Raw genomic sequence first — 15541 nt, 5'->3', positions numbered from 1 at the left:
CACGCGGTCGACTCGGTCAGCAGGCTCACAGCGCCCGCGGACCAGTCCACGTGCGGGGTCGGCTCACCGACGTGCAGCGTCCTGGGCAGCACGCCGTGCTGGATCGCCTCGATCATCTTGATGATGCCGGCGACCCCGGCGGCGGCCTGGGTGTGACCGATGTTCGACTTGACCGAGCCGAGCCACAGCGGCTCCTCGCGCTCCTGGCCGTAGGTGTCCAGCACCGCCTGCGCCTCGATCGGGTCGCCCAGCGTGGTGCCCGTGCCGTGCGCCTCGACCGCGTCCACGTCGGCCGGGGCCAGGCCGCCCGCGGCCAGCGCCGCGCGGATGACGCGTTGTTGGGAGGGGCCGTTGGGTGCGGTCAGGCCGTTGGAGGCGCCGTCCTGGTTGACGGCGGTGCCGCGGATCAGGCCCAGGACGCGGTGGCCGTTGCGCTGCGCGTCCGACAGCCGCTCCAGCAGCAGCAGACCGGCGCCCTCGGAGAACCCGGTGCCGTCGGTGTCGGCGGAGAACGCCTTGCACCGCCCGTCGGGCGCGAGGCCCCGCTGCCGGCTGAACTCGATGAACACGCCGGGCGTGGCCATCACGGTCACGCCGCCGGCCAGCGCGAGGTCGCACTCGCCCGAGCGCAGCGCCTGCGCGGCCAGGTGCACCGCCACCAGCGACGAGGAGCAGGCGGTGTCCACCGACACCGCGGGACCCTCCAGGCCCAGCGTGTACGAGATCCGACCCGACGCCACGCTGCCCGCCGTGCCGACGCCGAGGAACCCCTCGACCTCGCCCAGCGATCCGGTCGCCGCCGAACGGGCGTCGGCACCGTAGTCGTCGTACATGATGCCGGTGAAGACGCCGGTGCGGCTGCCGCGCAGGGCGGTGGGGTCGATGCCGGCGCGTTCGACGGCTTCCCAGGCGGTTTCCAGGAGCAGGCGCTGCTGTGGGTCGGTGGCCAGGGCCTCGCGGGGTGACATTCCGAAGAAGGCGGCGTCGAAGTCGGCGGCTCCGTAGAGGAATCCGCCCCTGGTCGAGTAGGTGGTGCCGGTGTGGTCCGGGTCCGGGTGGTAGAGCGCGCGGGTGTCCCAGCCGCGGTCGGTCGGGAACTCGTCGACCGCGTCGACCCCGTCGGCGACCAGCTTCCACAGGTCCTCCGGGGAAGTCACCCCGCCCGGGTAGCGGCAGGCCATCGACACGACCGCGATCGGCTCGGCGACCCGGTCGCGGTCGCGGTCCTTGAGCCGGCGCAGCTCGGCGCGGGTGCTCTGCAGCTCGGCCGTCACCCGCTTGAGATAGGTGACGAGCTTGTCCTCGTCGGTCATCGGTGTCCGCCCCTCATGAGAGCTCCAGATCGTTGTCGATGAAGGCGAAGATCTCGTCGACCGAGGCGGCCTGTATCTTCTCGGCGGCCTGGGCCGCCGCTTCCGTGTCGTCCGTGCCATCAGTGGCGTCCAGCACCCGCGACAGGCGCCGCAGCCGCCCCGCGAGCGCGGCGCGCTCGTCCCCGGCCGGCGTGAACCCGGACAGGGTGTTCTCGATGTGCTCCAGCTCGGCGAGCAGGGCGGCCGCCGGGGAGGGCGGCGCCAGACGGTCGAGCAGGAACGCGGTCAGCGCGACGGGCGTCGGGTGGTCGAAGACCATCGCGGCCGGCAGCCGTAGACCGGTGGCGGCGCTGAGCCGGTTGCGCAGCTCCACGCCCGTCAGCGAGTCGAAGCCCAGATCCTTGAACGCGGTGTCCTCGGACACCGCGTCGTCCGGGTGCCGGCCGAGCACACCGGCCACCTGCGCGCGCACCAGCGCGGACAGCGCGGCCGTCTGCTCCTGCTGGGACAGCCCCGTCAGCCGGTCCACCAGCGAGGTCCCGTCGTCGCCCGCGCGGCCCGCCGGCGCGCGCACCAGGGCGCGGAACACGGCGGGCAGTTCCTGTTCCCGGGCCAGCGCGTGCAGCGCCGCCAGGTCCAGCCGGGCCGTGACCGTCACAGGCCGGTCCGCCGCGAGCGCGGCGTCCAGCAGGCCCAGTGCCTGTTCCGTGGGCATCGCCAGGGTGCCGCCGCGGCCGGCCCGCTGCCGGTCCGCGTCCTGCGTCATGGCGCTGGTCTCCTCCCACAGACCCCAGGCCAGCGCGGCCGCCGGCAGGCCGTGGGCACGTCGGTGTACGGCCAGGCCGTCCAGATACGCGTTGGCCGCCGCGTAGTTGGCCTGCGCCGGGCTGCCGAAGACGCCCGAGGCCGAGGAAAACAGCACGAAGGCGGTCAGTTCCCGGTCGCGGGTCAGCTCGTGCAGGTGCAGGGCCGCGTCGGCCTTGTTGCGCAGCACCCCGGCGAGCCGGTCGTCGCTCAGGCCGAGCACGGTGGCGTCGTCGATCGTCCCGGCGGCGTGCACCACACCCGTCAGGTCGGGCACGGACTCCAGCAGCCGGGCCAGCTCCTGCCGGTCGGCGGCGTCGCACGCCACGACGGTGGCCTCGGCGCCGAGCTCCGCCAGCCGGCCGACCAGCTCCTTCGCGCCCGGCGCGGACGGGCCGCGCCGGCTGGTCAGCAGCAGCCGCCGCACTCCGTACCGGGCGGCCAGGTGGCCGGCGACCAGGCCGCCCAGCGTCCCGGTGCCGCCGGTGATCAGAACGGTGCCCGTACCGTCGAACGCCGGCCGCGCCGCCTGCCCGCCCTGCGTCCTGCGTACCCGCAGGGCGAGCAGCCGCCCGTCGCGGTAGGCCAGCTGCGGTTCCCCGGTGGCCAGCGCGGCGGCCACCAGGGACGGCGACGGGTCGTCGGCGTCCAGCAGCACGAACCGGTCCGGGTTCTCCGACTGCGCCGACCGCAGCAGGCCCCACACCGCGGCGCCGGGCAGGTCGTACACGTCCTCCCCGGCCTTCGCGGCGACGGCCCCCCGGGTGGTGACCACGAGCTTCGACGCGGCGAACCGGTCGTCGGCCAGCCAGCGCTGCACCAGGGCCAGCGACTGGGCGGCGGCGGCGTGCAGCGCACCGACCGGGTCGTTCCCGGCCACGGCGACCGGCACCACCACCGCGTCCGGCACGGTGAGCGGATCGGCCAGCTCCGGGGCGCCCGAGCCGAGGACGGTGACGGCCGGCCCGGTCGCGCCCGCCGGGGAGGGAACGGGCTCCCAGCCCGGCTCGTACAGCGGCAGGTCGCCGCCGCTCAGCGACTCGGCCGCCACCGGCCGGACCGTGAGCGCGTCGACCGACAGCACCGGCGCGCCGTCCGTGCCGTGCAGCGAGATCCGCAGTGTGTCGTCGCCGGTGCGGGTGATGCGCGCCCGCACCGCGGTGGCGGCGGCGGCCTTGTGCAGCCGCACCCCCGTCCACTCGAACGGCAGCTTCAGCGGCTCCCCGCCGTCCGCGGTGACGATCAGCGAGTGCAGCGCCGCGTCCAGCAGCGCCGGATGCACCACGTGACCGGTGACGTCCAGGCCGTCCGGCAGCGCCAGCTCGGCGTACAGGTCGCCCTTGTGGCGGCTCAGCGCCCGCAACCCCTGGAAGGCGGGACCGTACTGGTAGCCGTGCTCGCCCAGCCGCTCGTAGGCGCCGCCCAGGTCCACCGCGGCGGCGTCCGCGTCCGGCCCGGCCGCGACGTCCGGCCCCAGGTCCGCGGAGTGCGCCACGCCGAGGAGACCGGAGGCGTGCTCGGTCCACTCGCCGTCGTCCGCGGCCGGCCGCGCGTGCACCGACAGCGGCCTGCGGCCGTCGTCCTCGGGCACGCCCACCACGACCTGGACCTGTACGGCCCCGGACTCCGGCACGATCAGCGGCGCGCGCAGCGCCAGCTCCTGCACGCCCTCCTGCCCGGTCAGTCCCGCGGCGTACAGCGCCAGGTCCAGATAGGCGGTCCCGGGCAGGATCCGGGTGCCGTGCACGGCGTGGTCGTCCAGCCACGGGTGGGTGCGCACCGACAGGCTGCCGGTCAGCAGCAGCTCGTCGCGGTGCGGGTGGCGCACGATGCCCGGCACCAGCGGGTGTGAGCCGGCGCCGAGGCCCAGACCGGTCGCGTCGCCGCCCGCCGAGGCCGACGGCGTCAGCCAGTACCGCTCCCGCTGGAAGGGGTAGCCGGGCAGGTCCGCGTCCGGTCGGGGCGCCGCGGGCAGCGCCGCCGCCCAGTCCACCGGCACGTCCCGCACGTACGCCTGCGCGGCCGAGACGAGGAACCGGTCGAGGCCGCCGTCGTCGCGGCGCAGCGTGGGCAGGACGGTGCCGGTGACGCCCGCCGCGTCGAGGGCGTCGTGCACCTCGGCGGTCAGCACCGGGTGCGGGGTCACCTCGACGAAGGTGCGGTGGCCGTCGGCGATCACGTCCCGCACCGCCTCGTGGAACCGCACGGTGTGCCGCAGGTTGCGGAACCAGTAGTCGGCGTCGAGCCCGGCGGTGTCGACGCGCTCGCCGGCGAGCGTCGAGTGGAAGTCCACCGTGCCGGTGCGCGGACGGATGTCGGCCAGCAGCCGGTGCAGCTGGTCGCGCAGGTCGCCCACGTGCGAGGAGTGCGAGGCGTAGTCCACGGGCAGCAGGCGGGCGCGCGCCCCCGCGGCCTTGCAGTCGGCGACGACCCGCGTCACCGCCTCCGGGTCGCCGGAGACCACCGTCGACGCCGGTCCGTTCACGGCCGCGACGGTCACCCGGCCGTCGTACGGCTCCAGCAGCTCGGTGGCGCGCTCGGCGGACACGGCGAGCGACGCCATGCCGCCGCTGCCGGCCAGCACCGTCAGCGCCCGGCTGCGCAGCGCCACGACCTTCGCCGAGTCCTCCAGGCTGAGACCGCCCGCCACGTACGCGGCGGCGATCTCGCCCTGGGAGTGGCCGACCACGGTGTCGGGGACCAGGCCGTGTTCGCGCCACAGGTCGGCCAGCGACACCATCACGGCCCACAACGCCGGCTGCACCACGTCCACCCGGTCCAGAGGACCGGACAGTTCCTCGGCCAGCGACCAGTCCACGTGCGGGGCGAGCGCGTCGGCGCAGTCCCGCATCCGGTCACGGAAGAACGGCGACTGCTCGATCAGCCGGGTGGCCATACCGGACCACTGCGACCCCTGACCGGGGAAGACGAACACCACTCCGCCGGTGTCGCCGGCCGGAGCGCCGGTGACCACGTGCGGAGCGGGCTGGCCGTGAGCCAGCGCCTCGAGGCCGTCGCGCAGCTCCGCCACCCCGGCGCCGACCACCGCGGCCCGGTGCTCCAGCCGGGCCCGGCCCAGCGCCAGTTCCCGGCCGATGACGGCCGGTGACAGCTCGGGGTGCTGCCCGGTGAACTCCCGCAGTGCGCGGGCCTGGTCGCGCAGGGCGGCTTCGGAGCGGGCGGAGAGCAGCCAGGGGACGGCTGGGGGTTCGGTGGGGGTCGGGGTTGGTTCGGTGGTGGGTGTGGGTGGGGCTTCGAGGATGACGTGGGCGTTGGTGCCGCTGATGCCGAAGGAGGAGACGGCGGCGCGGCGGGGGCGCCCCGCCTCGGGCCAGGGGCGTGCTTCGGTGAGGAGGCGTACTTGTCCGGTTTCCCAGTCGACGTGGTGGCTGGGTTCGGTGATGTGGAGGGTTTTGGGGAGGGTGTTGTGGTGGATGGCCTGGATCATTTTGATGATGCCGGCGGCTCCGGCGGCGGCTTGGGTGTGGCCGATGTTGGATTTGATGGAGCCGAGCCAGAGGGGTTCGTCGCGGTCTTGGCCGTAGGTGGCGAGGAGGGCTTGGGCTTCGATGGGGTCGCCGAGGGAGGTGCCGGTGCCGTGGGCTTCGACGGCGTCGATGTCGGTGGGTCGGAGTCCGGCGTCGGCGAGGGCGGCCTGGATGACGCGTTGTTGGGAGGGGCCGTTGGGTGCGGTCAGGCCGTTGGAGGCGCCGTCCTGGTTGACGGCGGTGCCGCGGATCAGGCCCAGGACGCGGTGGCCGTTGCGTCGCGCGTCCGACAGCCGCTCCAGCAGGATCAGACCGACGCCTTCGGAGAAGCCGGTGCCGTCCGCCGAGTCGGAGAACGCCTTGCACCGGCCGTCCGCCGACAGCGCCCGCTGGTGCCCCAGCTCCTTGTAGATGCTCGGCGTCGACATCACGGTGGCGCCGCCGGCCAGGGCGAGGTCGCACTCACCGCCGCGCAGCGCCCTGGCGGCCAGGTGCACGGCCACCAGCGAGGACGAGCAGGCGGTGTCCACCGACACCGCCGGCCCCTCGAAGCCGAACGTGTACGAGATCCGGCCCGACGCCACGCTGGTCGTGGTGCCGGTGGCCAGATAGCCCTCCAGGTCCTTCGGGATCTGCTGCACGCCCTCCCCGTACTGCTGGGGGATGATGCCGGCGAACACCGCGGTCGGAGTGCCGTGCAGCGCGGTCGGATCGATCCCGGCGTGCTCGATGGTCTCCCAGGCGGTCTCCAGCAGCAGCCGCTGCTGCGGGTCGGTGGCCAGCGCCTCGCGGGGGTTCATCCCGAAGAACGCGGCGTCGAACTCCGCCGCGGCGTCGACGAACCCGCCGCCGCGGGTGTACGTGGTCCCCGGGTTGTCGGGATCCGGGTGGTAGAGGTGCTCCAGGTCCCAGCCCCGGTCGTTCGGGAAGGGGCTGATGGCGTCGACCCCGTCGGCCACCAGCTTCCACAGGTCCTCGGGCGAGGAGACCCCGCCGGGCAGTCGACAGCCCATCCCGACCACCGCGATGGGCTCGTCCCCGCTCGCGGCGGGCGCGGACGGCGCGCTCGCCGCCTGCCGCGAGCGGCTGCCCGCGAGCTGCTCGTGCAGGTGCGCGGCGAGCGCCGCCGGTGTCGGGTGGTCGAAGACCAGGGTCGCGGACAGGTCCAGGCCGCTGGCGGTCCTGAGCCGGTTGCGCAGTTCGACACCGGTCAGGGAGTCGAAGCCCAGGTCCTTGAACGCCTGCTCCATCTCGACGGTGTCCGGCGAGGTGTGGCCGAGCACCGCCGCGACATGCGAGCGCACCAGGTTCTGCACGGCCCGCACCAGCGCGCCGTCCGACAGCCTCGACAACTCCAGGGCGCCGGCGGAGTCGGCCCCCGAAGCGGCCGCCGACCGGCGCTGGGGGCGTACGAGCCCCCGCAGCAGCGGCGGCAGTTGCGTGCCCCGGCGCAGCTTCGCGGTGTCGATGCGCACCGGGACCAGCGCCGCGGCCGGCGTGCCGAGGGCGGCGTCCAGCAGGGCGAGACCGTGCTCGGTGGTCACCGGACTCAGACCGGTCTGCCGGATGCGCTCGATGTGCTGCTCGGTCAGGTTCCTGGTGATCGCGCTGCTCTGCTCCCACAGCGGCCAGGCCAGGCTGGTCGCGACCAGGCCGGTGCCCCGGCGCCGCGAGGCCAGCCCGTCCAGATAGGCGTTGGCGGCGGCGTAGTTGGCCTGCCCCGGGTTGCCGAAGACGCCGGCGATGCTCGAGTACAGGACGAATGCGGCCAGATCCTGGTCACGGGTTGCCTCGTGCAGGTGGCTGGCCGAGTCCGCCTTGGCACGCAGTACGGCGTGCACCTGCTCCGGGGTCAGCGACTCCACGGTGCCGTCGTCGACGACGCCCGCGGCGTGTACCACCGCCGTCAGCCGTACGTCCCGGACCAGCGCGGCGACCGCGTCGCGGTCCCCCAGGTCGCAGGCGGCGACGGTCACCTCGGCGCCCAGCCCGGTCAGTTCGGCCACCAGCTCGGCGGCGCCCGGCGCGTCGGCACCGCGCCGGCCGGCCAGCAGCAGGCGCCGCGCCCCGTGCCCGGTCACCAGGTGACGGGCCGCCAGCCCGCCCAGGGTGCCGGTGCCGCCGGTGATCAGCACCGTGCCCTGCGGGTCCAGCGGCGCCGACAGCGTCAGCACCACCTTGCCGGTGTGACGGGCCTGGCCCAGCAGCCGGAACGCGTCCGGCGCCCGATGCACGTCGAACGCCGTCACCGGCAGCGGCCGCAGCGTACCGTCCGCGAACAGCGCGCCCAGCTCGGCGAACATGCCCTGGATCCGCTCGTGGCCCGCCACCATCAGGTCGAACGCCCGGTAGTCCACGCCGGACCCCACCTCGGCCGGGTCCCGCACGTCGGTCTTGCCGATCTCCAGGAACCGGCCGCCGCGCGGCAGCAGTTCCAGGGAGGCGTCCACGAACTCGCGGGCCAGCGAGTTGAGCACCACGTCCACGCCCGCGCCGCCGGTGGCCGCGAGGAACCGCTCGGCGAAGCCGGTGTCGCGGGAGGAGGCGACATGGTCCGGCGCCACGCCCTGCGCGTACAGGGTGGGCCACTTCGGCGCGCCGGCGGTGGCGTACACCTCGGCGCCCAGGTGCCGCGCTATCTGCGTGGCCGCCATGCCCACGCCGCCGGTCGCCGCGTGGATCAGCACCCGCTCGCCGCTCGCCAGTCCGGCCAGGTCCCGCAGCCCGAACCACGCGGTCAGGAACACGATCGGCGCGGCCGCCGCCTCCGCGAACGTCCACCCCTGCGGTACCGGGGCGAGGAAGCGGTGGTCGGTGACGGTGGTGGGCGCCATGCCGCCGAAGAACAGGCCCATCACCCGGTCGCCCGGCGCGACCGAGGTGACGTCGGGCGCGGTCTCCACCACCACGCCGGCGCCCTCGCTGCCGATCAGCGCCTGCTCGGGATACATGCCCAACGCGATCATCACATCGCGGAAGTTCAGCGCGGCGGCCCGGACCGCGACCCTGACCTCGCCCGGGGCGAGCGGAGCGCCGGCGCCGGCGTCGGGCACCAGCGCCAGGTTCTCCAGGGTTCCGGCCGCGGTGACGTCCAGCCGCCACGGCCCATCGGGTTCGGCGAGGCCGGCCGCCGCGTACCTGGCCACCCGCGGCACCAGCACCTCGGCGCCGCGCAGCGCGAGCTGCCCCTCGCCCGTCCCCAACGCGGGGCCCGGGTCGGCGTCCTCGCGATCGGCGTCCAGCAGCACGAACCGGCCGGGGTGCTCGGACTGCGCGGTGCGCACCAGCCCCCACGCCGCCGCCCCGGCCGGGTCGGCCACGGCGTCCTCGGCGCCGGTGCAAACCGCACGTCTGGTGCGCACCACCAGTGTCGCGTCCGCGTACCGCTCGTCGGCGAGCCACCGCTGCACCAGAGCGAGCGCGCGCACGACGGCCTCGTGCACGTCCGGCCCGGCCACCGGGACCACCACGAACCGCGGCACCCGGTCGAGGAGCGACAGGTCCGCCACGGTGACATGGTCCGCGCCGGCACCCTCGTCCTGGGCCGCGGCCTGCGGCGACCACACCACCTCGTACAGGTCCGCTGCCGCCGCCGGGCCCTCCTCGCGGGCCGAGGCGGCCCGCAGGGTCAGGCCCTCCACGGTCAGCACCGGGTTCCCCAGCGAGTCGGCCACGAAGAGCGCCACGGTGTCGGCGGCCCCGGTGGGCCGGATCGTCACGCGCACCGCGGTGGCGTCCGTGGCGTGCAGCCGGATCCCGGCCCAGGCGAACGGCAACCGGACCGGGCCGTCCCCGCCGACCAGGCCGAGCGTGTGCAGGGCCGAGTCCAGCAGCGCCGGGTGGATGCCGTAGCCGCCGGTCTCCGCCGACGGGTCCAACGCCGCCTCGGCGTACCAGGTGTCCTCGTGCCGCCACGCGGCGCGCAGCCCACGGAAGACAGGACCGTAGCCGAGTCCCGCGTCGCGCAGCCGGTCGTACAGCCCGTCGAGGTCGGCGGCCACCGCCTGCGGCGGCGGCCACTCCTGCTCCTGGGCGGGCGCGGTGACCGGCTCGGCCGGCTCCGCGGGCGCGAGCGTGCCACCGGCGTGCCGCGTCCAGACGGCGTCCACCTCCTGCTCGTCACCGCTGTCCGGCGCCGAGTACACCGCTACGGCCCTGCGCCCGGTGTCGTCCGCCGCGCCCACCGTGATCTGCACCCGCACCGCGCCTCGCGCGTCGAGGCGCAGCGGCGCCTCCAGCGTGAGGTCGTCGACACCGGCGCTCCCGGCCTGGTCGGCGGCGTGCAGCACCAGATCGGCGAACGCCGTGCCGGGCAGCAGTATCGTCCCGTGGATCTCGTGCTCGGTCAGCCACGGCTGCGACGCGGCCGACAGCCGGCCCGTCAGCAGCAGCCCGTCACCGCCGGCCAGGCTGACCACCGCACCCAGCAGGGGGTGCCCCGCGGCGCCCAGACCGGAGCCGCGGGCGTCGCCGTTGCCCCGGCCGGTCAGCCAGTGGTGGGTGCGGTCGAAGGCATACGTGGGCAGGTCGCCGAGGCGCCGCTCGCCGTACGGACCGGCCCAGTCGATGGTGGTGATGTGGTGGGTGTGTGCGGTGGCGAGGGCGGTGGTGAGGGTGGTGGGTTCGGGGTGCTGGGGGCGGATGGTGGGGATGAGGAGGTGGTCTGTGTCGGGGGTGATGTGGGGGATGAGGGTGGGGGTGGGGCTGAGTTCGACGTAGGTGGTGACGCCTTGGGTGTGGAGGGTGGTGACGGCGTCGTGGAAGCGCACGGTGTGGCGGAGTTGGCGGACCCAGTAGTCGGGGTCGGTGAGGTCGGCGTCGAGTCGGCCGGTGAGGGTGGAGACGATGGGGATCGTCGGGGGGTGGTAGGTGAGTGTTTCGGCGACGGTGCGGAAGGCGTCGAGAGCGGGGTCCATGTGGGCGGAGTGGAAGGCGCGCCGGGTGTTGAGGATTTTCGCCTTGCGGCCGTGTTCCTTCCATGTGTTGGTGAGTGTGTGGACGGCTGTGGTGTCGCCGGCGATGACGGTGGAGTCGGGGGCGTTGAGGGCGGCGATGGTCAGGTTGTCGCCCAGGTGGGGGAGGATGTCGTCCTCGGTGGCCTGGAGGGTGGCCATGGCGCCGTCCTGGGTGTTGTGCATGAGGCGGGCGCGTGCGCTGACGAGGGTGGTGGCGTCTTCGAGGCTGAGGATGCCGGCGACGTGTGCGGCGGCGAGTTCGCCGATGGAGTGTCCGGCGAGCAGGTCGGGGGTGAGGCCGTGGCTTTCCAGGAGCCGGAAGAGGGCTACTTCGAGGGCGAAGAGTGCGGGCTGGGTGTGCAGGGTGGTGTCGAGGAGTCCGTCGGGGCTGGTGGCGATGATGTCGGGGAGCTGTGGGTCGAAGTGGGTGAGGACTTCGTCGTAGGCGGCGGCGAACACCGGGAACGCGGCACGCAGTTCGACGCCCATACCCACCCGCTGCGAACCCTGCCCGGCGAACAGGAACGCCGTCCTGCCCGCGCCCGAGTACCGCTGTTCGAAGACGTACGGCGACGGTGTCCCGGAGCCGAGCGCTTCCAGGCCCGCGAGCAGTGCGTCGCGGTCGGCGCCGATCACGGCCGCCTGGTGCTCGAACCGGGAGCGGGTGGTGGCCAGGTCGAGCCCGATGTCGGCGGCCGACAGGTCCGGGTGGTCCTGGGCGAACTCCCGTAGCCTGCGGGTCTGGTCGCGCAGCGCGCCCTCCGACTTCGCCGACAGCAGCCACGGGACGGCCGGCGGCTCGGCGGCCACCGGGGCCGGCTCGGCGGCCGGCGTCGGTGGGGCTTCGAGGATGACGTGGGCGTTGGTGCCGCTGATGCCGAAGGAGGAGACGGCGGCGCGCCGGGGGCGCCCCACCTCGGGCCACGGCCGCGCCTCGGTGAGCAGACGCACGTCCCCGGACTCCCAGTCGATGTGGGGACTGGGCTGCTCCGCGTGGAGCGTCCTGGGCAGGGTGTTGTGGTGGATGGCCTGGATCATTTTGATGATGCCGGCGGCTCCGGCGGCGGCTTGGGTGTGGCCGATGTTGGATTTGATGGAGCCGAGCCAGAGGGGTTCGTCGCGGTTCTGGCCGTAGGTGGCGAGGAGGGCTTGGGCTTCGATGGGGTCGCCGAGGGAGGTGCCGGTGCCGTGGGCTTCGACGGCGTCGATGTCGGTGGGTCGGAGTCCGGCGTCGGCGAGGGCGGCCTGGATGACGCGTTGTTGGGAGGGGCCGTTGGGTGCGGTCAGGCCGTTGGAGGCGCCGTCCTGGTTGACGGCGGTGCCGCGGATCAGGCCCAGGACGCGGTGGCCGTTGCGCCGCGCGTCCGACAGCCGTTCCAACAGGATCAGACCGGCGCCCTCACCCCAGCCGGTGCCGTCGGCCTCGGCGGAGAACGGTTTGCAGCGGCCGTCCCGCGCGAGCCCGCGCTGCCGGCTGAACTCCACGAACACCGTCGGCGTGGCCATCACGGTGGCGCCGCCGGCCAGCGCGAGGTCGCACTCGCCCGAGCGCAGCGCCTGCGCGGCCAGGTGCACCGCCACCAGCGACGAGGAGCACGCGGTGTCGATCGTGATCGCCGGCCCCTCGAAGCCGAACGTGTACGACACCCGGCCCGACGCCACACTGCCCGCGCTGCCGGTGCCGATGTACCCCTCGAACTCCTCGGGGATCTGTTCCAGCAGCCGCGCACCGTAGTCGTCGTACATGATGCCGGTGAAGACGCCGGTGCGGCTGCCGCGCAGGGTGGTGGGGTCGATGCCGGCGCGTTCGACGGCTTCCCAGGCGGTTTCCAGGAGCAGGCGCTGCTGTGGGTCGGTGGCCAGGGCCTCGCGGGGTGACATTCCGAAGAAGGCGGCGTCGAAGTCGGCGGCTCCGTAGAGGAATCCGCCTCTGGTCGAGTAGGTGGTGCCGGTGTGGTCCGGGTCCGGGTGGTAGAGCGCGCGGGTGTCCCAGCCGCGGTCGGTCGGGAACTCGTCGACCGCGTCGACCCCGTCGGCCACCAGCTTCCACAGGTCCTCCGGGGAAGTCACCCCGCCCGGGTAGCGGCAGGCCATCGACACGACCGCGATCGGCTCGTCCTTGGACGTCCTGCGCACGGCGGCCGGCCGGGCCGGTGCGGCGCCTGAGCCCAGCAACTGCTCCTGCACGAAGGCGGCGACGGCTGCCGGTGTCGGGTGGTCGAAGACCAGGGTGGCGGGCAGCCGCAGCCCGGTCGCCTCGCCCAGCCGGTTGCGCAGGTCCACGCCGGTCAGCGAGTCGAAGCCCAGCTCCTTGAAGCTCCTCTCGGCCTGAAGGGCGTCGCCGGACGCGTGGCCGAGCACGGCCGCGACATGCGCCGCGACGGTCTCGGCCAGCAGCCGCTTGGCCTGGTCCGCCGGCAGCTGGGACACACGCGCGGCGAGCGCGGAGCCGTCCGCGCCGGCCTTCGCGGCACGGCGGGCGGAGATCCGCACCAGGCCGCCGTAGACCGGCGGCAGCGCTCCCGCCCGCGCCTGGGCGCGCAGGGCCCCCAGGTCGAGCCGGGCGGGCACGGCCGCGGCCAGCGGCAGGGCCAGTGACCGGTCGAACAGGTCCAGCGCGTGCGCCGAGGGCATGGGCACCACGCCGCCGCGCCGCAGTCGCCGCAGGTCGGCTTCGCGCAGGTGGCCCGTGATGCCGCTCGCGTCCTCCCACAGGCCCCAGGCCAGCGCGATCGCGGGCAGGCCCTGGGCGCGGCGGTGGGCGGCGAGCCCGTCGAGGTAGGCGTTGGCGGCGGCGTAGTTGCCCTGGCCGGGGCCGCCGAGAACGGCGGCCGCGGAGGAGAACAGTACGAACGCGGTCAGCGGCATGCCCTCGGTGAGCCGGTGCAGGTTCTCCGCGGACCGGGCCTTGGTGTGCAGCACCGCCTCCAGCCGCTCGGCGGTCAGCGACTCGACCATCGCGTCGTCGGCCGTGCCGGCCGCATGCACCACCGCCGTGAGGGGGTGGTCGTCGGGGATGTCGGCGAGGAGGCGGGTGAGGTCGTCGGGGTTGCCGGCGTCGCAGGCGGTGATGGTGACGTGGGCGCCGTGTGTACGGAGTTCTTCGGCGAGTTCGGTGGCGCCGGGGGTGTCGGGTCCGCGGCGTCCGATGAGGAGGAGGTGGCGTGCGCCGTGGGTGGTGACGAGGTGGCGGGCGAGGTGGGCGCCGAGGGTGCCGGTGCCACCGGTGATCAGCACCGTGCCGTCCGGGTCGAGGACCGCGGGCTCGCCGTCGGCGACCGCCCGCGTCAGCCTGGGCACGTGGACCGCGCCGCCCCGCAGTGCCACCTGCGGCTCGCCCGAGGCGAGCGCGGCGGCGATCGCACCGGACTCGTCCGCGGCCGCGGGACCGTCGAGGTCCACCAGCACGAACCGGTCCGGGTGCTCGGCCTGCGCCGAACGGACCAGGCCCCAGACGGCCGCGCCGCCGAGGTCGGTCACGTCCTCGCCGTCGGCCGCCGCGACCGCGCCGCGGGTGAGCACCACCAGCCGGGAACCGGCCGGCGGATCGCCCGCCAACCACGCCTGCAGCGCCGCCAGCGCCCGCTGCGGGCGCTCGCCCCAGGGCGCGACCGCGACGTGAGCCCGGTGCACGAGCACGTCGGCCGCCTCGGCGTCCGCGTCGCCGGGTTCCGCCCAGGCCACCGGGTCGGGCGTGCCCGATCCGGCCACGGCGGTCCACGCCAGGCGAAACAGGGAGTCGTCGCCGCCCGGCGCGACCGGCTGCGCGGCGGCCATGGGACGCATCGACAGCCCGCCGGCGGTGAGCACCGGCGCGCCCGTCACGTCCCACAGGACGACCTCGACCGAGCCGGCGCCGGCATGGCTGATCCGGACCCGCGCGGCGGACGCCTCGGTAGCGTGCAGCCGCACGTCGCTCCAGATGAACGGCAGCCGGACCTCGCCCGCGGCGTCGGTGTCCAGCAGCAGGGGGTGCAGCGCGGCGTCCAGCAGGGCCGGGTGCACCGCGTGCCCGACCGGACCGGCGTCGTCGGTGAGCGCCACCTCGGCGTAGATGTCGGCGCCGTCCTTCCACGCCGCGTGGACACCCTGGAAAGCGGGGCCGTAGTGGTAGCCCTGGGCGGCCAGCCGGTCGTAGGCGCCGTCGAGGTCCATCGGCTCCGCCTGCGCGGGCGGCCACTCGGCCAGCGGCCCGGTGTGCGCGCCGATCGGGCCCACGACACCGCCGGCGTGGCGGGTCCACGGGTCCTCGCCGGTGCGCGAGTGAATGGCGAACGGGCGTCCACCGTCGGTCCCCGGCGCCTCGACGACCACCTGCACCTGGACGGTTCCGGTGTCCGGCACCGCGAGCGGCGCCTCCAGCGCCAGTTCCGCGACGCCGTCCGCGCCCGCCAGATGCGCGGCGTGCAGCGCCATGTCCAGGAAAGCCGTCCCGGGCAGGATCAGCGTCTCCCGGATGGCGTGGTCGCGCACCCACGGCTGGGTGCGGACCCCGAACGCGCCGGTGAGCAGCAGCTCGTCACGGTCCGGGTGGCTGGTCACGGCGCGCAGTACCGGGTGCTCCGCCGACGTCAGGCCGAAGCCCTCGGCGTCGCCGACGCCGGCGACCGGCTCCGTGAGCCAGTACCGCTCGCGCTGGAACGGGTAGGTCGGCAGGGCCGCGTGCACGGAGCTGCGCCCGCCGAAGGTCTGCCGCCAGTCGACGGTGACGCCGTGGGCGTGCGCGGTGGCCAGCGCGGTGGTGAAGGCGGTGGACTCGGGGTGGTCGGGCCGGGTGGTGGGAATGGTGACGGCCGGGGTGTCGGCGTCACTGGTGATGTGGGGCGTCAGGGACGGAACGGGGCCGAGCTCGACGTAGTGCGTGACGCCGTTGGCCTGGAGGGCGGTGGTGCCGTGGTGGAAGTGGACGGTGTTGCGGAGTTGGTCGACCCAGTATTGGGGGGTGGTGAGGTCGGTGGGGGTGGCGGGTTGTCCGGTGAGG

General features: G+C 74.7%; 2 protein-coding genes. Both read right to left on the bottom strand.

What is annotated here, in order from left to right:
• Window positions 1-1313, bottom strand: a 1313-nt coding sequence (locus PV734_RS45450; protein ID WP_319295176.1) for a beta-ketoacyl synthase N-terminal-like domain-containing protein, incomplete at its 3' end; no start/stop codon positions are given.
• 13 nt (window positions 1314-1326) lie between these two features.
• On the bottom strand, window positions 1327-15541 hold a 14215-nt coding region (locus PV734_RS45445; protein WP_319295174.1), incomplete at its 5' end, for an SDR family NAD(P)-dependent oxidoreductase.

Origin of the sequence: Streptomyces sp. AK08-02, assembly GCF_033795085.1 — a bacterium.
Taxonomy (GTDB): domain Bacteria; phylum Actinomycetota; class Actinomycetes; order Streptomycetales; family Streptomycetaceae; genus Streptomyces; species Streptomyces echiniscabiei.
Note: the sequence above shows the minus strand (reverse complement) of the source record. Positions and strands in the feature narration are given on the sequence as shown.